Origin of the sequence: Methylobacterium indicum (assembly GCF_017347565.1) — a bacterium.
Taxonomy (GTDB): Bacteria; Pseudomonadota; Alphaproteobacteria; order Rhizobiales; family Beijerinckiaceae; genus Methylobacterium; species Methylobacterium indicum.
This window is the reverse complement of the sequence record NZ_AP024145.1, coordinates 6,434,510-6,452,665: the sequence shown is the minus strand read 5'-3', so window position 1 is coordinate 6,452,665 and position 18,156 is coordinate 6,434,510. Positions and strand designations below refer to the sequence as shown.

Below are 18,156 nucleotides of genomic sequence, written 5' to 3'. Positions count from 1 at the left end.
ATTTATCGCTTGGCAGATCTGATGCCGATCGGTGACTTTTCATCGTGTGTAGTTACGACCAGAGCGGCATCCGGGGCGTGTCCTCCCTTCTACTGCACCACCCGCACCCCCATATGTGCGGCAGGGGAAGGGCCACCGCCCACGGACGGAGCCCCCACTGGTGATGGCACGAGGCGAGACGAACCGATGATGACCACCTTCACCCGCGGCCGCCGAACGGTTGCAGCCTTCGGCCTCGCGGCCCTGATGGCCGTGGCGGCGACGGCCGGCGAGGCGCGTCCCGGCAGCGGCTCCTCGATGGGGTCGCGCGGCTCCCGCACCTATTCGGCGCCGGCCCCGACCACGACCGCCCCCGGCGCCCCCGCGCCGATGCAGCGCTCGATGACCCAGCCCGGCTCGTCGATGGGCGCCCCCGCCGCTCCGCAGCGGCGCTTCGGCGGCGGCTTCTTCGCGGGCCTGCTCGGCGCCGGCCTGCTCGGCGCGCTGATCGGCGGGGGCTTCTTCGGCGGCCTCGGCGGCATCGCGTCGTTCTTCGGCCTGCTGCTCCAGGTCGGCCTGCTGGTCGGCGTGGTGATGCTGGCCCTGCGCTTCTTCCGCCGCCGCCGGGCCGAGCCGGCCATGGCGGGCGCCTACAACCGCAGCGGCCCGGCTTCCGGTCCCGGCGGCCCGCTCGGCGGCATGGGTGGCAACACGGGCGGCGGCCTCGGCGGTCTGGGCGGCATGCTCGGCGGCGGTGCGGCGGCGCAGCAGGCCCGCCCGCCCAAGCGCGACGAGGTCGGCATCGGCCCGCAGGATTTCGACGCCTTCGAGCGCACCCTCAACCAGGTCCAGCTCGCCTACGGCGCCGAGGATGCCGCCACCCTGCGCCGCCTGACGACGCCGGAGATGTTCGGCTATTTCGGCGAGGAGATCCGGGCCAACGCCGCCCGCGGCGTGGTCAACAAGATCGCCGACGTGAAGCTGCAGCAGGGCGACCTCGCCGAGGCCTGGCGCGAGGGCCCGGTCGACTACGCGACCGTGGCGATGCGCTACACCCTGCGCGACGCGGTGATCGAGCGTGCCAGCGGCAAGGTCGTCGAGACCAACCCGCCCGAGGCGACCGAGGTCTGGACGTTCCTGCGCGAACGCGGCGGCCAGTGGGTGGTCTCGGCCATCCAGCAGACCCGGTAACGGTCGATCGTGCGGGGAGCCACGCTCCCCGCCACCGTCGCGGAGCCCTCGATCCGGCCTGGATCGGGGGCTTTTTCGCGTTCGGCCGCATCTCGAAGGCTCGGGCGTCAGAGCGCCCGGGCCATCGCCACGAAACCGGCCACCGGCACCTCCTCGGCCCGGGCCGTCTCCGGGATGCCGGCGGCGGCGAGGAGGGGAGCGGGATCGGGGGTGGCCCCCTTGAGGCTCTGGCGCAGCATCTTGCGGCGCTGGCCGAAGGCGGCGCCGGTCACGGTTTCGAGCGCCCGGACCCGGCAGGGCAGGGGCTCGGGCCTGGGCACCAGCCGCACCACGCTCGAGGTCACCTTCGGCGGCGGCACGAAGGCCGAGGGCGGCACGTCGAACAGGATCTGGGCTTGCGTGCGCCAGCCGCACAGCACGCCGAGCCGGCCGTAATTCGCCCGGTCGGTCTCGTCGGCGACGATGCGCTCGGCGACCTCGCGCTGGAACATCAGGGTCAGCGAATCCCACCAGGGCGGCCAGGCCTCCTGGGTGAGCCAGCCGGTGAGGAGCTGCGTACCGACATTGTAGGGGAGGTTCGCCACGATGCGGGCCGGCCCCTCGCCGATCAGCGGGCGCGGGTCGAATGCGAGCGCATCGGCTTCCACCACCTCCAGGCGGCCGGGGTAATGCGCGGCGATCTCGGCGAGCGCCGGCAGGGCGCGGGGATCGCGCTCGACCGCGATGACGCGGGCCGCGCCGTGCATCAGGAGGGCCCGGGTCAGGCCGCCGGGGCCGGGACCGACCTCGACCACCGTCACGCCCTCGAGCGGCCCCGACGACCGGGCGATCCGTCCGGTCAGGTTGAGGTCGAACAGGAAGTTCTGGCCGAGCGAGCGGCGCGGCATCAGGTCGTGTGCCTGCACCACCTCCCGCAGGGGCGGCAGGCCGTCCGGGGCGCTCATGCGGCGACTTCCTCGTGGGGCCGCGTCAGCCGGCCGGCGAGCTTCAGGGCGGCGATCAGGCTGTCGGGCTTGGCGAGCCCCTTGCCGGCAATGTCGAAGGCGGTGCCGTGATCCGGCGAGGTGCGCAGGAACGGCAGCCCGAGGGTGACGTTCACGCCCTCGTCGAAGGCGAGCGTCTTGATCGGGATCAGGGCCTGGTCGTGGGTCGGAGCCAGCGCCACGTCGTAGGTCGCGCGCGCCCGGGCGTGGAAGAGCGTGTCGGCCGGGTGCGGGCCGGTGATACGGATGCCCTCCGCCCGCAACCGCTCGATCGCGGGAGCGAGCACGTCGCGGTCCTCCGTGCCCATCGTGCCGGCCTCGCCCGCATGCGGGTTGAGCCCGGCGAGCACGAGGCGCGGGGCGGAGAGGCCGAATCGGGCCCGCATGTCGCGATCGACGATGCGGGCGGTTTCGACCACGAGGTCGGCGGTGAGCAGCTCCGGCACCCGGCGGAGCGCCACGTGGATCGTCACCGGCACCACCGCCAGGTCCTCCGACCACAACAGCATCACGGGCGTCGGCGGGCTCGCGCCGGGGGCGGCGGCAAGCGCCGCGAGATATTCGGTGTGGCCCGGATGCCGGAAGCCCGCCTCGTAGAGGACGTGCTTGGCGATCGGGTTGGTGACGAGGGCGGGCGCCCGGCCGGCCTGGACCAGCCGCACCGCTTCGTCGATCGACGCGATCGTGCCGGCGGCGCTCGCCGGATCGGGGTGGCCCGGCTCCGCCGCGACGGTGAGCCCGTCCGGTAGCCGCACCACCGGCAGGGCCCGGGCGAAAGCGGCGGCCGCCGCCTCGGGCTCGACGGCGGCGAGCGGCACCGAGAGGCCGAGGCGGGCCGCGATCGACCCCAGGAAATCCGGATCGCCGATGACGAAGAACGGCGTCAGCCCGTGCTCCTCCCGGGCGAGCCAGGCCCGCAGGGTGATCTCGGGCCCGATCCCGGCCGGATCGCCCTGTGTCAGCGCGAGGGCTGTGGTCATCGCGGGAATTCCCGTCCGTGGCGGCGCGCCGTGGCGCGGGCGGCTCTTTGCGTGGGCATCCCGCGCGCCATCGCATTCCCGCTCCCGCCGGGCAAGCGCCGCACGTTGCCCGATGCGAACCTTCCGTTGCGTGAGCCGTTGGTTTCGGGCACCCTCCGGCAGCCGTCCCCCCCTGAATGATCGCGCCCCATGGCAAGCGTCGCCTTCGACACGCTGAAATTCGCCCGGACGCTCCGCGACAAGGCGCAGCTGTCGCCCGAGCAGGCCGAAGGCTTCGCGGTTGCCGTGTCCGAGGCCGTTCAGGGCGATCTGGCGACGAAAGCCGATCTGCAGATTCTGGATACCGGGCTGCGCAACGAGATGCAGTCGCTTCGGAGCGAGCTGAAGAACGACATGCAGTCGCTCCGCACCGAACTCAAATCCGAGCTGCGAGAGTCCGAGGCCCGCCTGGAGACCAAGCTGGAGCGACAGCGGTCCGAGATCGTCAAGTGGATGTTCGGAACGATCGGCTTCCAGACGCTGATCATCCTGGGCGCGGTGATCGCGCTCGTCCGCGTCGTCAAACCCTGATCCGGCGCGCTCCCCCATCGGGAGCGCGCCCCGGTTCCGTCACCGCGCCGTGGCGATGCCGTCCGCCGTCGTGGTGGTGCTGAGGTTCTGGCGGAAATTCGCCTCGCCGAGGGTGCGCAGCTCGATCCGGAGCAGGAAGGTCTGGTTGCGCTCGCGCAGGCCCGAGGCCGTCTCGATCGGCGAGGACAGGTAGTTGAGCGAGACCGTCGTGCACTCGTCGCGGTAGCCGAAACCGAAGCCCGACGAGGAGACGTAGAACTTGTCGGCCTTGTCGTAGATCGGCGCCGTGCCGACCGGGTTGAGGAAATAGGCCTGGGCCGCCGTCGCGTAGAACTCGCGCACCTGGAGGTAGTGCGAGAGATCGAACAGCACCGAGCCGGTGACGAACCAGTTCGGCGTGATGTTGTAGAGCGCCGAGGCCTGCAGGCCCTCGCGGCGCCGGTCGAAGCCGAGCTCGGGCTGGGCCTCGTAACGGGCGTAGATCAGCGAGGTCTCGAGCGGCAGGAACGGCGCGAACTTGGCGGTGATGCCGGATTCGAGGCGCTTCAACGCGAAGGTGTCGTTGTCGAACCGCGCCCGGGTGATGAAGCTGATGTTCTGGTTCGGCGAGACCTGGAAGCGCGTGACGAAGTCCGAGCGGGTCTGCTCCAGGCCCGAATCGCGGCCGACATTGGCGATGTCGCCGCGGCGGAACGAGTTCACGCCGGCGATCGCGATCGACTCGCCCGCCATCGCGTTCAGGTAGAAGCCGTTGCGGCCGGTGATCGAGTACTCGGCGCCCAGGTTGGCGCGCACGCCGCCTTCGACCCGGTCGTAGCCCGAGAACTTGTCCCAGGCGAACAGCGAGGTGTCGTCGAAGACGAGGCTCTGGGCGTCCTCGTTGGGGAGCCGCCCGATATGGGTCTCGCTCGGCCGCGCGATGACCTGGGCCACCGGCGAGATGGTGTGGACGCCGAGCGGCCCGAAATCGGCGACGAAGGGGTAGCGGTACTCGAGCCCGACCGCCGGCATCACCCGGCCGGAGAAATTCGAGTCGGGCGAGAACAGGTTGCTGACCTCCGGGTTCTGGAAGCCGGTCGTGTTCGGGTTCACGAAGAAGGCGTCGCCGCGCAGGTAGGCGAAGGGCTGCCAGCGCTGGCCGAACTCGTCCGTGAAGGTGCGCCGCCACGACACCTGGGCGGTCGCCCGGGTGGTGTCGCCGGCCAGCCCGCTCACCAGGCACTGCCCGCGCTCGAACACCGAGCAGGTGCTGTAGAGCGGGAAGGTGATCCCGTTGACGCTCGGGCTGAGCAGGTAGGTCCCGGTGCGCGGGATCTGGGTGTACTGGGTCGCGTCCCGCGACAGGTGGGTGAAGTTCGCCTGGAACCGCACCTCGCCGCCGATCGGGTCGGGCCCGTCGCGGCGCTTATCGTAGTCGATCACCGGGGCGACGATCGGCTGCTGCTTCTGCCAGTCGAAGGTCGACAGGCCCTTGAAGTAGTAGCCCCGCGCCTCGAACCACGAGCGGTCGCCCTGGCCGATCAGGTAGGCGGTGGAGACCGCTTCACGGAAATAGTCCGTGCTGATCGTCTGGTTGCGGATGCGGTAGTTGTCGAGGAACCACTTGTCGGTGACGCCGACGACGTCCCAGCCGGCGCGCCAGTTCTGGCCGAGATAGAACTGGCCGGCGGATTCGATCGAGCCGCGGAAGTCGCGGTCGCCCGAGCCGAGGGGGCCGGGCAGGAACGCGCTCGGGGTCGACTGGAAGATGCCGCTGACGCGGACGTTGTAGAAGCCGTTGGCCAGCCGCTGGCGCCACTCGGCCTGGCCGAGCACGCCCTGCTTCGACAGGAAGGTCGGCTCAACCGTGAGGTCGTAATCGGGCGCGATGTTCCAGAAGAACGGCGTGCCGATGCCGTAGCCGAGCACGTTCGAGGAGACGAAGTGCGGTGCCAGGAAGCCGGTGTCGCGCCGCACCGTCGGGTCGGGCGAGTAGAAGTAGGGCAGGTAGGCGATCGGGATCCCGGCCACTTCGAGGTACGAATCCTCGTAGTAGATCCGGCGCTCCTCGTTGTTGTGGATGATCCGCGCCGCCTTGACCTGCCACAGGGGCGGGCGCTCGGGGTGGTCCTTGCACGGCTCGCAGGCGGTGTAGGTGCCGTATTCGAAGGTCGTGGTCTCGCCCGCGATCCGCTCGGCCCGCGGGGCCGAGAACCGCACCCGGGCCGGGCGGCCGCGCTGCTCGATGGTCTGCTGGACGCGCAGCGAGTCGATGAAGCCGGACTTGAAGTCGTCCGTCAGCTCCATCCGGTCGCCGGTCACGACCGATCCGGTCTCGTCGGTGAGGCGGACATTGCCCTCGGCGAAGACCCGGCCGGTGTTGCGGTCGTAGCGGACGCGGTCGGCCAGCAGGGTGCGCGGGCCGTAATGCAGCTCGGCGTTGCCGACCGCCGAGACCGTGTTGCGGTCGTTGTCGTAGACGAGTTCCTTGGCCTCGACGAGCAGGCGCTCGCCGCCGGCCCCGGCCTTGTCCTGGTTCTTGGCGGTGCGCGCCGCCAGGCGGTCGTTCAGCGTGCCCTGCGCACGCGCTTCGGCGCTCGCGCCCACCGTCACGGCGGCCGCCAGCAGAACCGTCAGGGATCCCGTGACCGCGGCACCCGCGGCCTTACGCACGACTCGACCCATCCCTGCACCCGCTATGCCCGCGCCGCTCGTCCGGAGGATGGGCATCAGCCGTCCTCCAGGTGCAGAAGCGCGAGCGTTCCGAGAAGACTCCCTACCACGGCCGGGAACCACGCCGCCACCGGCGCGGCGACCAATCCAGAGGCTCCTAGGCCCTCCATCACCTGCCGTGCCACGTAGAGCACGAAGCCCGCCGCGACGCCGCCGAGCACCATCTTGCCGACGCCACCAAAGCGGAAGAACCTTAAAGAAACCGATGCCGCCACCAGCACCATCGCCAGGAACAGCACCGGCCGCGCCAGGAGCACGTCGTACTGCAGGCGGTAACGCGTGGCGTCGAGTCCCGCCCGCTCGGTCCGGGCGATCGTCTCTCCGAGTTGCCAGAAAGGCACGGATTCCGGCGGGGTGAAGCGCTGGCGCACCTGCGAGGGGTCCAGCGTCGAGGCGATCAGGTAGGTGTCGTAGCTCTGGGGCTCCTGGTCTGGCCCCTGCACGCGCACGTCCTGCAATTCCCAGTAGCCGTCGTGCAGGGTGGCGCGGGCCGCCTGCATCTGCTGGGTGAAGGCGCCCGCATCGTCGAAGGTGAACACCATGACGCCCGCGAGCGTCGCCGTGCCCTCGATCGCGGTCTCGGCCCGGATGATCGCCTGGCCGTCGATGCCGCGCTGGCGGATCCACAGCTCCTTGCCGGAGGCGGCCTTGCCCGAGCGGGCGAAGATCTTGGCCTCGATCTCGGTCGAGCGCTGCTTCAGCTCGGCCGAGACCGGGTTGTAGACCCCGACCGTGAAGGCGCCGATGCCGAGCGCCACCAGCGCGCCGGGCTGCAGGAACTGCCAGGCCGAGATGCCGGCGGCCCGCGCCACCACCAGTTCGAGCTTGCGGCTGAGCTGGAGCAAGGCCGCCATGGCGCCGAACAGGATCGCGAAGGGCAGGACCTGCTCGGCCACCGCGGGCGTGCGGAAGAGCGCGAGCCGCGCCATGACGGCGGCCGAGGCGCCCTCGGCGTCGCCGGCCCGGCGCATCAGCTCGACGAAGTCGAGGGTGTAGACGAGGGCGAAGACCGTGAGGAAGACCCCCAGGATCATGCGCAGGAAGCGGGCGGCCAGGTAGCGGCCGAGGGTGAAGCCGATCAGCATGGAGGCTCAGCCCGCCCGCATCCGCAGCCGCCGCGCCGGCAGCGCCGCCGAGAGCCGGCGCAGCCGCACCGCCAGAGCGGCGTTGAAGGCCCGCACCCGGTTGCCCTGGGTGGCGACGACGAGCGAGAGCCCGATCGCGACGAGCGGCACGAGGTAGACCGCCGCGACGGCGCCCTGGCTGCGCACCGCCGCGCTCGAGGCGGCGAAGCCCGCGATGCGCAAGGCCACCACGGCGGCGATGGCGCCCGCCACGGCGAGCCCGCGGCCCTGGCGGGTGGTGCGGGGATCGCCGAGCGCCGCGAAGGCGATCAGCCCGAGTGCCAGGGGGTAGAGCCAGGACGACAGCCTGTCGTGCAGCTCGGCCCGGAAGCGGCCCTTGGTCAGCTTGTAGTAGGTCTCGTTCGGGTTCGGAAAAAGCAGCTGCACGGTCGAGCGCTCGCGCGGCTTGTAGATCGTGTCGGCGTCCGGCGGCGTGAAGGCCGCGAGGTCGACGGCGTAGCGCTGGAAGGTGATGATCGAGGAATCGCGGCTGTTCGGCTGCTGGCGGTGGATGCTGCCCTTCTCCAGAACCAAGTAGGTCTGCCCGTCGAGGTCGACCGCCTGGCCGCGCTCGGCGAGGTAGACCACCGTCTTCCCGGCCTCGCGCCGGTCCTGCATGAAGATGCCGAGCAGGGCCCCGTTCGGCGCCCGCTCGCGGAAGTGGAAGGTGATGCCGCTGTCGAGGCTGGTGAACTGCCCCTCCTTGACCACGTTGGCGATGAAGTCGCCGCGCACGCGGGTGAGCACGTCGCGCAGCTCCTGGAAGCTCGACGGCATCACCTGGATGGTCAGGAAGCCGATCGCCGCGCTGACGATCAGCGCCAGCGTCAGGAACGGCCGCATGATGTGGCGCGGCGACATGCCGGCGGCGCTCATCACGATCAGCTCGGAATCGCCGTTGAGCTTGTTGAGCGCGTAGACCACCGCGATGAACAGCGCGACCGGCGCGATCACGGTGATCAGGGTCGGCAGCGACAGGCCGGTGATCAGGAAGAAGATGAGGAGGGTCTGGCCCTTGGCGGTGATCAGGTCGAGCTCGCGCAGGGCCTGCGTCACCCAGATCACGCCGGTGAGGCCGATCAGGCACGACAGGAACGCCCCGAGGGCGATGCGGAAGATGTATCGCTCGATCTGCTTCATCGGCCGGCTGCGGTCGGGCCCCCTCCCGCGTCGATGCTGGTTAGGCGCCGCCCGCCGGCCGCACAAGCACCGGCTGCCCTGAAGCGCCCGAAGTGCGGCCTTTTGCGGGCGGGCGCGGTCGGCCCGCCACACCCGGCCGCGTTGCGCTGGCGGGCGTCCCCCCGCTACACAGGGGGCCGGCACGGCGCCCTTCGAGAGGCGCGCGATCCAGAAGACGGGACGAAAGCAACGCCATGGCGGACGGCATCAGCATCGAGATCGAATCCCTCGCGACGGCCAAGCCCGGCGGGGCCGGCGGCGACCTCGTGCTGTTCGTGGGCGAGGACCTCGCCCTGTCGCCGCGGGCGGCCGAGATCGCCGGTCCCGGCGCCGCCGACCTGGTGGCCCGGGCCGCCGCGGTCGAGCGCTTCAAGGGCAAGGCGTCGAGCGCCCTCGTGATCACCGCCCCGGCCGGCCTGTCGGCCGAGCGCCTGGTGGTCGTCGGCACCGGCGCCGACGAGGCCCCGGCCCGCGACTGGGCGACGCTCGGCGGCTTCACCGCCGGCAAGATCGGCAGCCGCCCGGCCTCGGTGGTGCTCGAATGGCCCGGCACCGCGCCGGGCTCGGACGAGGTCGCGGCGTTCTCGCTCGGCGCGCGCCTGCGCGCCTACAAGTTCGACCGCTACAAGAGCAAGAAGACGCCCGAGGGCGAGGAGGCGAGCGGGGCAGGGCGCCTGACCCTGCTGGTGCCGGAGAATGCGGGTCTCAAGAAGGCGTTGCGCGGGGCCGAAGGGGTGGCCGAGGGCGTGATCCTCGCCCGCGAGCTCGTGAACGAGCCGCCGAACGTCCTCGATCCGGAAGAGTTCGCCCGCCGCACCGAGGCGCTGGAGAAGCTCGGCGTCGAGATCGAGATCCTCGACGAGAAGGACATGAAGAAGCTCGGCATGCGGGCCCTGCTCGCGGTCGCGCAGGGCTCGACCAAGGAGGCCCGGGTCGTCATCATGCGCTGGAACGGGGCCGAGGATTCCTCCGAGGCGCCGGTGGCCTTCATCGGCAAGGGCGTCACCTTCGATTCCGGCGGCATCTCCATCAAGGGGAGCGGCGGCATGGAGGACATGAAGGGCGACATGGCGGGCGCCGCCTGCGTGGTCGGCCTGATGCACGCGCTCGCCAGCCGCAAGGCCAAGGTGAACGCGCTCGGCGCCATCGGCATCGTCGAGAACATGCCCGACGGCAAGGCCCAGCGCCCCGGCGACATCGTGACCTCGATGTCGGGCCAGACGATCGAGATCATCAACACCGACGCGGAAGGCCGCCTGGTGCTGGCCGACGTGCTCTGGCACGTCCAGCAGACCTACAAGCCCCGCTTCATGATCGATCTCGCGACCCTGACCGGCGCGATCCTGGTGGCGCTCGGCCAGGAATTCGCCGGCATGTTCTCGAACAACGACGAACTGGCCCAGCGCCTCTCGGCGGCCGGCGAGGCCACCGGCGAGAAGGTCTGGCGGATGCCGCTGGCCCCGGGCTTCGACAAGCTGATCGAGTCGAAGTTCGCCGACATGAAGAACACCGGCGGCCGCCACGGCGGCTCGGCCACGGCGGCGCAGTTCCTCAAGCGCTACGTCAACGACGTGCCGTGGATCCACCTCGACATCGCCGGCGTCGGGATGGGGTCGCCGGCCTCCGAGATCAACCGCTCCTGGGGCTCGGGCTGGGGCGTGCGCCTGCTCGACCGGCTCGTGCGCGACCACTACGAGGCGTGAGCGCCGCCTCCGGCCTCGCCCTTTCGGGCACCGCTCCCGCAGCCTCCGGTGCCGGGCGCCTCGTCGCGCTGGTGCCGCTGGCGGCCGCCCTGGCGGCGGTGGCGATCGCCGCCGCCGCGGGGGTGACGCAAGGGCGCCTCGATGCGGCGGGGTTCGGCCAATGGGCCTACGGGTTCTTCGCCGACCGCTACCCGCTGTTCTTTTCCGCCATCGCGTACGGCGTGGCGCGGGCGGCCCTCCTGCCGCTCGCCGCGCCGGGCTGGCGTGGCGGGCTCGGTGCGGTGCTGGGGATCGCCCTCGTCCTCGCCCTGTCGCTGCACCCGACCTATGGCGGGCTGGTGCTGCGGGCCGGCTTCTCGGTCGGCGGCGTCGCCTTCCTGTCGGGCCAGACGATGATCGTGGCCCATCTCCTCGGAGCGCTGATCGCCGCCATCGTGCTCGGCAGCGCCCTGGCGGTCGCGGCCCTCGTCGCCCGCGGCCTGCCGCGCCGCGGCGACCGGCTGCGCGCCCTCGGCCGGGGGGCCTCGCGCGTCCTCGCCCTCGCCTGGGCCATGTGGCTGCTGGCAGCGGCCCGGGATCTCGGCCTCTCGGGCTTCCCGCGCCTGCCGCTCGGCAGTCAGGCGCCGCTGGCGCTCGGGCTCGCCCTGGCGGCGTTCCTGCCCCACGCCGCCTTGGGCGTGGTCGCCCCGGGCCCGGCCGCCATCCGGCGCTCGGTTGAAACCGCCCCGGGGAGACGGTAACCGGAAGGGAAGCGGGAGCCATCCGATACGGCATCCGGCACCGGGGAGGGGTTGAGTTCATGGGCAAGGGGCCGAGCGCGATGGAACCGAACACCCCGCCGCGGCCCTGGCTCGCCGCCTACCCGGCCGGCGTTCCGGCGGAGATCGAGGCGGACAGGCTCGGCACCCTGGTCGAGCTGATCGAGACCAGCACCCGGCGCTTCGCCGACCGTCCGGCGGTCACGTGCTTCGGCGCCTCCCTGACCTACGCCGCCTTGCGGCGCGAGGGCGGGGCGGTGGCGGCCTGGCTGCAGGGCCAGGGCATCGGCAAGGGCGACCGGGTCGCCATCATGATGCCGAACGTGCCGGCCTTTCCGGTCGCCCTCGTCGGCGCGCTGCTCGCCGGCGCCACGGTCGTCAACGTCAACCCGCTCTACACCCCGCGCGAGCTGACCCATCAGCTGCGCGATGCCGGCGCGCGGGTGCTCTTCGTGCTGGAGAATTTCTGCCACACCGTCGCCGAGGCGCTGACGGAGCTGCCGGGCCTGGAGCGGGTGGTGGTGGCGGGCGCCGGCGACGGGCTCGGCCTGAAGGGCTCGCTCGTCACGCTGGTGGCGCGGCACGTCAAGAAGGCGGTGCCGCCCTTCGCCCTCCCGGCCGCACGCCGCACGGATTTCAAGGCGGTGCTCGCCACGGGCCGCAAGGCGACCTTCCGGCCGGTCGCGGTCGGGCCCGACGACCTCGCCTTCCTGCAATATACCGGCGGCACGACCGGCGTGTCGAAGGGAGCGATGCTCACGCATCGCAACGTCGCCGCCAATGTCGAGCAGAGCCGGGTGTGGTTCGGCATGCGCGACGACGAGGGCCCGGGCCGGGTCATGGTCACGGCCCTGCCGCTCTACCACATCTTCGCGCTGACCTGCTGCTGCTTCTTCATGATGCGGCTCGGCGCCTGCTGCCTGCTGGTGCCGAACCCGCGCGACATTCCGGGTTTCGTGGCGCTCCTGCGCAAGAGCCGCTTCACCAACCTGTCGGGCGTCAACACGCTGTTCAACGCCCTGCTGAACCACCCCGACATCGACAAGGTCGACTGGTCGCGGCTCGAATATTCGATCGCGGGCGGCATGGCGATGCAGGCCCCGGTGGCCCGGCGCTGGAAGACGACGACCGGCAAGCCGGTGATCGAGGGCTACGGCCTCTCCGAGACCTCGCCGGTGGTGTCGATCAACCCGCCGGCCCTGCACGACTGGTCGGGCACGATCGGTTACCCGGTGCCCTCGACGGAGGTCTGCATCCGCGACGCCGCCGGCACCACCCTGCCGGTCGGACAGCCCGGCGAGCTCTGCGTGCGCGGGCCGCAGGTGATGGCGGGCTACTGGGGCCGGCCCGACGAGACCGCCCGGGCGATGACCTCGGACGGGTTCTTCCGCACCGGCGACGTCGCCCTGATCGAGCCCGACGGGCAGGTCCGCATCGTCGACCGGATGAAGGACATGATCCTGGTCTCCGGGTTCAACGTCTATCCGAACGAGGTCGAGGACGTGCTCGCCGCCCATCCGGGGGTGGTCGAGGTGGCGGTGGTGGGCGAGCCCTCGGCCGAGACCGGCGAGAGCGTCGTCGCCCACGTGGTGCGCCGCGATCCCGCCCTGACGGCGGAGGCCCTGCGCCTCTACGCCCGGGAGAGCCTGACCGCCTACAAGGTGCCCCGCCGCTACGTCTTCCGCGACAGCCTGCCGAAGACCAATGTCGGCAAGGTGCTGCGGCGCGCCCTGCGGGACGGCGAGGCGGTGGGGTAGCGGGCACCCCGAGCCCTTCCCCTCTGCGCAGAGCTGGCCGGGGAACAGAATGGCGCGTCTCCCCTCTCCCGTGTGGGAGAGGGGCCGGGGTGAGGGTGCTACAGTCTTGAGTCAGGCTCAGACCGTCACGCTGGCAGCGGAACGGTCAGCGCTTCACTCGGCAGCGTGTCACCCTCACCCCTACCCCTCTCCCACACGGGAGAGGGGATCCCGCGCTTGATTTCAAAAAGGAAATTACCCTGGACAGCCCTGCGCAGAGGGGAGAGGGTTCTGCGTTGCGCCCTCTACGTCACCGTGATCGGCATCTCTTCCGTCTGCGAGAACCCATTGTCGCCCGTCCAGGTGAAGCGCAGCGTGCCGGTCTTCGTCGCCACGGTAGTGAAGGTCAGGTACGGGTTGGCGGCGCTCGCCGACGAGAGATCGGCCCGAAACACCTCGTCGCCGTCATAGGCGCAGACGAACTCCGTGATGATGTTGCGCGGGATCAGGCGGCCGTCCGGGCCGGGGCGGTAGCCGGTCTCCATCGGGTGCGAGATCAGGGTCTTGATCTCGATCACCGCGCCGGCCTTGGCGGTCTTTGGCAGGTTGATGAGGGCGCGGGCCATCGTCACGATCCTTCCACGCAAGCCGCCAGCGTCACGATCGCGTCGGCGGTGGCCGACCAGTAGGTGCCGTCCCGCATCTCGGCGATGGCCGTGATGGTCTGGGAATCGGCGAGCCGTATCCGGGTGTTGATTGCGGCCCGGCCGGTGCGCGGCCCGAGATGCAGCGTGATCACGTGCGGCTGCGGGTTCTTGTCGTTGAACACCGCGATGCGGCGGACGAAATCCGTCTCGCTCATCGGGCTCTCGACGGTGATGGCGAGCGGCACGGTGTTGCCGTTCTCGACGAGCGGCGGCATGTCGAGGTGGATGCGCCCGGCCTGGATCGCGGCGCCGCCGGTGAAGCGGCGGATCGCCTCGACGGTCGCCTCGCGGGTCGGCCGGATGATCGCGGCGGCGCCCGGGCGTACCAGCGCCACGGTGAGCAGGCCGACGCCCCCGGCGAGGATCGTGCGGCGGTGGAGCACGGCCGTCATGGCGTCGCGGACCCTCCCTTCAGGGTGACGAGGTAGGCGATCACGTCCTCGATCTCGCCCGCCTCCAGCACCGGCCGGTCGCGCCACGCGGCCGCGACCCGGATGCCGTCGGTCCGGTAATAGGAGGGCATCAGGGTCGCGGGGTTCAAGACGCGCCCGTCGACGAGCCGCAGCCGCAGCCGGCCTCCGGAGAGGCGCGCCCCGACCTCCGCGAGGTCGGGTCCGAGGTCGCCGGCCGGCCCGGCGCCGCCGAGGCCGGTATGGCAGAGCGGGCACAGGCCCTTGCGGGTGTCGGTGGCGATGGCCCGGCCGCGCGCCGCGTCGCCGGTCTTGCCCTCGAGCGGATCGGGGATCGCGTCGCCGACGATCGTCGCGGGGGCGAGCGCGGTCTGGGTCAGGGCGAGGAGCACGGCCAGCCCCCGCCTCACCCGAACACCGACGCGGTGATGGTGCGGTACCAGTCCTCGGCGTAGACCGCCTCCTGCCGGCGCACGGTCTCGGGCGCGTCGACCGGGCTGGTGCCCCCGGCGCCTTCGACGTCCGCCAGCACGCCGTTCGCCGGGTGGTAGACCCCGGCGACCGAGATGCCGTAGCCCGGCGCGACCAGGCTGTAGCAGGTGTTGATCAGCTTCGGCGCCTCCGGCGCCCGCCCGGCCAGGAGATCGATCACGGCCTCGGCGCAGACCTTCCCCTGCGCATTGGCCGCGAAGGCGGATTTCGGCATCGCGCCGGCGATGGCCGCGTCCCCGACGACGTGAATGCCCGGCACCAGCCGCGATTCGAAGGTGACGGGGTCGATCGGGCACCAGCCCGAGCGGTCGGCGACGCCGGCCGCGCCCGCGATGGGGGCCGCCCGCTGGGGCGGGATGATGCAGGCGAGGTCGGCCTTGTAGGTCTCGAAGTCGGTCGCGACCGTCATCGCCGTGGCATCGACGGACGTGACCTGTCCTCCGGCGGCGAGCGGCACGTAGTCCAGGATGCCGGGATAGAGCGTGGCCCAGGCCTGCTGAAACAGCTTCTGCTTGGAGAAGGTGTCCTTGGCGTCGAGCACGATCAGCTTGGCGCGGGGTTTCCGGGTCTTGAGGTAATGCGCGATCAGGCTCGCCCGCTCGTAGGGGCCGGGCGGGCAGCGATAGGGGTTGCCCGGCACCGACAGGACCACCGTGCCGCCCTCCGGCAGCGCGGCGAGCTTTTGGGCCAGCAGCTCGGTCTGCGCGCCGGCCTTCCAGGCATGCGGCATCACCTCGGCGGCGGCGGCATCGTAGCCCGGGAGGGCGTCGAAGCGGAGCGCGATGCCGGGCGAGAGGATCAGCCGGTCGTAATCGAGGACCGTGCCGTCGGCGAGCCGCACCCGGCGCGCCGCCCCGTCGATCGCCTCGGCGCTGGTGCGGGCGAGCGTTATGCCGCTCGCCCGCAAGGCGTCGTAGCCGAAGGCCTGCGCGGATATCGGCCGCAGGCCCGCGATCACCTCGTTGCTGAACGGGCAGGCCCAGTAGGTCTCCGCCGGCTCGACCAGCGTGACGGCGAGGCCGGCCCGGTGCAGGACCCGCGCGGCGGTGGCGCCGCCGAACCCGCCGCCGACCACGACGACGCGCCCGCGCGCACCCTGCGCCAGGGCGGGAAGGGGGAGGGCCGGACCGGGAAGGGCGGCGGCGGCGAGACCCGCCAGCACCGCGCGACGGCCGAGTGTGGTCACTGGCCGCCTCCCGCGATCCAGGCGGCGATCGCCCGGCTCTCGTCGTCGGAAAAACCCTTGGCGATGCGGGTCATCACCGTGGCCGGGCGGGCGCCCGACCGGAACGCGGCGAGCGAGGCCGCGATGTCCTCGGCCGAGTGGCCGGCGAGGCTCGGCACCGCCCCGCCCGGGGCGCCGTGGCACCCCGAGCAGGACGAGGCGCCCGGCGGCGAGGCCGCCGCCGGGGTGGTGGCGAGGAGGACGAGGAGGAGCGAGGCCCTCACGCGCGCTTCAGGTCCGTGTGGCGCGCCGGGATCTGGCGCACCCGCTTAGCCGTGGCGGCGAAGACCGCGTTGAGCACGGCGGGCGCCGCTACCGCGATGGTCGGCTCGCCGACGCCGCCGATGAAGCCCCCGGACGGCATCAGGATCGCCTCGACCTTCGGCATCTCGTCGAGGCGCAGGACGGGATATGAATCGAAGTTGGTCTGCTCGATCCGCCCGTCCTTCACCGTGCACTCGCCGTAGAGCGCCGCCGACAGGCCGTACACGAAGGAGCCGGCGACCTGCGCCTCGATCTGCTGCGGGTTGATCGCGACACCCGGATCGGTGGCGGCGACGATGCGGTGGACCTTGATCTTGCCGTCCTCGGCCACCGAGACCTCGGCGGCGGCCGCCACGTAGCTGCCGAAGCCCATGATCTGGGCGAGGCCCCGGTGCACGCCCGCCGCCGGCTTGGTGTCCCAGCCGATCCGCTCGGCCACCGCGTTCAGGACGGCCAGATGCTTGGGGTGCTTCTCCATCAGCTTGCGCCGGAAGGCGAGCGGATCCTGACCGGCTGCATGCGCCACCTCGTCGAGGAAGCATTCGAGGTAGATCGCGTTCGGGTTGGTGTTCACGCCGCGCCAGAAGCCCGGGATGATCGGCGGGTTGCGCATCGCGTGGTCGATGAGGAGGTTCGGGATCGTGTAGCCGATCGCGGCCTCCGCCCCGCCCGGGTTGAGCCCCTGGAACACCACCGGGTCCTTGCCGTCCGGCGCCAGCCGCCCCGGGATGATGCCGGCGAGGATCGACTGGCCGGAGATCCGCATGTGGAGGCCGGTGAGGTTGCCCGCTTCGTCGAGGGCCGCCTTCATCCGGCACTGGGTGACCGGGTGGTATCGGCCGTGCGTCATGTCCTCCTCGCGGGTCCAGATCAGCTTGACCGGCGTCCCGGGGAGTTCCTTCGCGATCAGGACCGCCTGGCGGACCCAGTCGTGGGTGGCGCCGCGCCGGCCGAAGCCGCCGCCGAGATGGATCTTGGTGACGTCGCATTGCCGCGCCGAGAGGCCGGCGGCCTCCGCCGTCGCGGCGAGCGCCGCCTCGCCGTTCTGGGTCGGGGTCCAGACCTCGCAGCGTTCCGGCGTCCAGCGCGCCGTGGCGTTCATCGGCTCCATCGTGGCGTGGTTCTGGAACGGATAGGCGTAGGTCGCCTCGACCACCTTGGCGGCGCCCTTGAGCGCGGCGCCCGCGTCGCCGGCCTTGTTGCCGACGAAGGCCTCCGGCGCGTCGAGCCCCTCCTTCAGCATCGCGGCGATCGTCTCGCTCGAGACCCCCGCGTTCGGACCCTCGTCCCAGACGATCTGGAGCGCCTCGACGGCGGTCTTGGCGCGCCAGAACGTGTCGGCCACCACCGCCACCGCGCTGTCGCCGACCCGCACCACCTTGCGCACGCCGGGCATTTTTTCCGCAGCCGCGGCGTCGACGCTCTTCACCGTACCGCCGACCACCGGGCAATCGCGGATCGCGGCGTTGAGCATGCCGGGGAGCTTGAGATCGATGCCGTAGACCTGCGAGCCGTCGGTCTTCTCCAGCGTGTCGAGGCGCTTCACCGGGTGGCCGGCGATGGTCCAGTCCTTCGGGTCCTTGAGCGGCACCTCCTTCGGCACCTCCAACCGGCCCGCGGCGGCCGCGACCTTGCCGAAGGTGGTGGAGCGCCCGGACGCCGGATGGCTGATGACGCCGCGCTCGACCCGGCACTCGCCGGGCGGCACGTTCCAGTCTTGTGCGGCCGCGGCGACCAGCATGGTGCGGGCGGCCGCGCCACCCTGGCGCACCGCGACGTAGGATTCGCGGATGCCGCGGCTGCCGCCGGTCGAGAAATCGCCCCAGGCACGGTTGCGGGCGAGGTTCTGGCCCGGCGTCGGATACTCGGTGGTGACGCGGGCCCAGTCGCAGCCGAGCTCTTCCGCGACGAGCTGGGCGAGGCCGGTGAGCGTGCCCTGGCCCATCTCCGAGCGGGCGATGCGAATCACCACGGTCTCGTCCGGGCGCACCACCACCCAGGCGTTGACCTCGGGCGGCATCGTGGTGGCGGCGGCTTCGGCGCCGGGAAGGTCGAAGCCGAGCGCGAGGCCCCCGGCCGCGGCGGCGGAGCCGGCGAGGAAGAAGCGGCGGGACAGGGCGGGGGAGGCGGTGTCGGTCATCGG

The 18,156-nt window shown here is 71.7% G+C and carries 16 protein-coding genes; 5 read left to right on the top strand and 11 right to left on the bottom strand.

Features of this window, described 5'->3' with window-relative positions; translation table 11 throughout:
- Positions 1–186: 186 nt before the first annotated feature.
- Complete coding sequence (locus tag miv_RS29925) at positions 187–1,170, top strand: TIM44-like domain-containing protein (RefSeq protein WP_207180638.1); 984 nt, start codon at positions 187–189, stop codon at positions 1,168–1,170.
- A gap of 107 nt (positions 1,171–1,277) precedes the next feature.
- On the opposite strand, the gene rsmA is transcribed toward miv_RS29925, so the two are convergent.
- Together rsmA and pdxA are read right to left on the bottom strand one after the other, a co-directional pair.
- Positions 1,278–2,114 carry a 16S rRNA (adenine(1518)-N(6)/adenine(1519)-N(6))-dimethyltransferase RsmA gene (gene rsmA / locus miv_RS29920; RefSeq protein WP_048428736.1) on the bottom strand — a complete coding sequence of 279 codons (837 nt, stop codon included), beginning with the start codon at positions 2,112–2,114 and terminating at the stop codon, positions 1,278–1,280.
- Positions 2,111–3,133 carry a 4-hydroxythreonine-4-phosphate dehydrogenase PdxA gene (gene pdxA / locus miv_RS29915; RefSeq protein WP_207180631.1) on the bottom strand — a complete coding sequence of 341 codons (1,023 nt, stop codon included), beginning with the start codon at positions 3,131–3,133 and terminating at the stop codon, positions 2,111–2,113. Before pdxA ends, rsmA begins: the two co-directional genes overlap by 4 nt.
- A gap of 189 nt (positions 3,134–3,322) precedes the next feature.
- On the opposite strand from pdxA, the gene miv_RS29910 reads away from it, so the two are divergent.
- Entirely contained in the window at positions 3,323–3,703 is a 381-nt protein-coding gene (locus miv_RS29910) for a CCDC90 family protein (protein WP_207180629.1), read from the top strand.
- Positions 3,704–3,742: 39 nt separating this feature from the next.
- Here miv_RS29910 and miv_RS29905 read toward each other — a convergent pair whose 3' ends face one another.
- Genes miv_RS29905 through lptF form a run of 3 tightly spaced genes read right to left on the bottom strand, consistent with a single transcriptional unit; the run spans position 3,743 to position 8,679 of the window.
- A complete protein-coding gene (locus tag miv_RS29905) occupies positions 3,743–6,412 on the bottom strand; it encodes an LPS-assembly protein LptD (protein ID WP_058617185.1) in 2,670 nt (889 codons plus the stop codon).
- Complete coding sequence (gene lptG / locus miv_RS29900) at positions 6,412–7,500, bottom strand: LPS export ABC transporter permease LptG (RefSeq protein ID WP_207180627.1); 1,089 nt, start codon at positions 7,498–7,500, stop codon at positions 6,412–6,414. Before lptG ends, miv_RS29905 begins: the two co-directional genes overlap by 1 nt.
- A gap of 6 nt (positions 7,501–7,506) precedes the next feature.
- Positions 7,507–8,679 (bottom strand): LPS export ABC transporter permease LptF, encoded by a 1,173-nt coding sequence (lptF, locus tag miv_RS29895; protein WP_048428731.1) that lies wholly within the window; start codon positions 8,677–8,679, stop codon positions 7,507–7,509.
- 233 nt (positions 8,680–8,912) lie between these two features.
- Here lptF and miv_RS29890 point away from each other — a divergent pair, with 233 nt between their 5' ends.
- The 3 genes from miv_RS29890 (at position 8,913) to miv_RS29880 (ending at position 12,936) form a co-directional block, all read left to right on the top strand.
- The gene (locus tag miv_RS29890) at positions 8,913–10,421 is read left to right on the top strand and encodes a leucyl aminopeptidase (protein WP_207180626.1); all 1,509 of its coding nucleotides are present in this window, start codon (positions 8,913–8,915) and stop codon (positions 10,419–10,421) included.
- A complete protein-coding gene (locus tag miv_RS29885) occupies positions 10,418–11,161 on the top strand; it encodes a hypothetical protein (RefSeq protein WP_244748797.1) in 744 nt (247 codons plus the stop codon). The genes miv_RS29890 and miv_RS29885 overlap by 4 nt, the downstream gene beginning before the upstream one ends.
- Before the next feature lie 80 nt (positions 11,162–11,241).
- Entirely contained in the window at positions 11,242–12,936 is a 1,695-nt protein-coding gene (locus miv_RS29880) for an AMP-binding protein (protein ID WP_207180624.1), read from the top strand.
- 284 nt (positions 12,937–13,220) lie between these two features.
- Here the strand turns inward: miv_RS29880 and soxZ are convergent, their stop codons facing one another.
- The 6 genes from soxZ to miv_RS29850 are packed head-to-tail and all read right to left on the bottom strand — an operon-like array spanning position 13,221 to position 18,153.
- On the bottom strand, positions 13,221–13,541 hold the full coding sequence (soxZ, locus tag miv_RS29875) for a thiosulfate oxidation carrier complex protein SoxZ (RefSeq protein WP_048428728.1): 321 nt from the start codon (positions 13,539–13,541) through the stop codon (positions 13,221–13,223).
- Between the two features lie 2 nt (positions 13,542–13,543).
- The gene (locus miv_RS29870) at positions 13,544–14,014 is read right to left on the bottom strand and encodes a SoxY-related AACIE arm protein (protein WP_207180622.1); all 471 of its coding nucleotides are present in this window, start codon (positions 14,012–14,014) and stop codon (positions 13,544–13,546) included.
- Positions 14,011–14,424, bottom strand: coding sequence for a cytochrome c family protein (locus miv_RS29865; RefSeq protein WP_244748796.1), 414 nt, complete (start codon positions 14,422–14,424; stop codon positions 14,011–14,013). The genes miv_RS29870 and miv_RS29865 overlap by 4 nt, the downstream gene beginning before the upstream one ends.
- Before the next feature lie 14 nt (positions 14,425–14,438).
- Positions 14,439–15,710, bottom strand: a complete 1,272-nt coding sequence (locus miv_RS29860) for an NAD(P)/FAD-dependent oxidoreductase (RefSeq protein ID WP_207180620.1) — start codon at positions 15,708–15,710, stop codon at positions 14,439–14,441.
- The gene (locus miv_RS29855; protein WP_058617192.1) at positions 15,707–15,973 is read right to left on the bottom strand and encodes a c-type cytochrome; all 267 of its coding nucleotides are present in this window, start codon (positions 15,971–15,973) and stop codon (positions 15,707–15,709) included. The genes miv_RS29860 and miv_RS29855 overlap by 4 nt, the downstream gene beginning before the upstream one ends.
- Positions 15,970–18,153, bottom strand: coding sequence for a xanthine dehydrogenase family protein molybdopterin-binding subunit (locus miv_RS29850; protein ID WP_207180618.1), 2,184 nt, complete (start codon positions 18,151–18,153; stop codon positions 15,970–15,972). Before miv_RS29850 ends, miv_RS29855 begins: the two co-directional genes overlap by 4 nt.
- Positions 18,154–18,156 lie beyond the last annotated feature (3 nt).

Bases quoted from the DNA above. Each gene is read 5' to 3' on its own strand.
- miv_RS29925 (WP_207180638.1), top strand. From the start codon at position 187: ATGATGACCACCTTCACCCGCGGCCGCCGAACGGTTGCAGCCTTCGGC.
- soxZ (WP_048428728.1), bottom strand. From the start codon at position 13,541: ATGGCCCGCGCCCTCATCAACCTGCCAAAGACCGCCAAGGCCGGCGCG.
- lptG (WP_207180627.1), bottom strand. From the start codon at position 7,500: ATGCTGATCGGCTTCACCCTCGGCCGCTACCTGGCCGCCCGCTTCCTG.
- miv_RS29910 (WP_207180629.1), top strand. From the start codon at position 3,323: ATGGCAAGCGTCGCCTTCGACACGCTGAAATTCGCCCGGACGCTCCGC.
- lptF (WP_048428731.1), bottom strand. From the start codon at position 8,679: ATGAAGCAGATCGAGCGATACATCTTCCGCATCGCCCTCGGGGCGTTC.
- miv_RS29890 (WP_207180626.1), top strand. From the start codon at position 8,913: ATGGCGGACGGCATCAGCATCGAGATCGAATCCCTCGCGACGGCCAAG.
- rsmA (WP_048428736.1), bottom strand. From the start codon at position 2,114: ATGAGCGCCCCGGACGGCCTGCCGCCCCTGCGGGAGGTGGTGCAGGCA.
- miv_RS29905 (WP_058617185.1), bottom strand. From the start codon at position 6,412: ATGCCCATCCTCCGGACGAGCGGCGCGGGCATAGCGGGTGCAGGGATG.
- miv_RS29870 (WP_207180622.1), bottom strand. From the start codon at position 14,014: ATGACGGCCGTGCTCCACCGCCGCACGATCCTCGCCGGGGGCGTCGGC.
- miv_RS29850 (WP_207180618.1), bottom strand. From the start codon at position 18,153: ATGACCGACACCGCCTCCCCCGCCCTGTCCCGCCGCTTCTTCCTCGCC.
- miv_RS29880 (WP_207180624.1), top strand. From the start codon at position 11,242: ATGGAACCGAACACCCCGCCGCGGCCCTGGCTCGCCGCCTACCCGGCC.
- pdxA (WP_207180631.1), bottom strand. From the start codon at position 3,133: ATGACCACAGCCCTCGCGCTGACACAGGGCGATCCGGCCGGGATCGGG.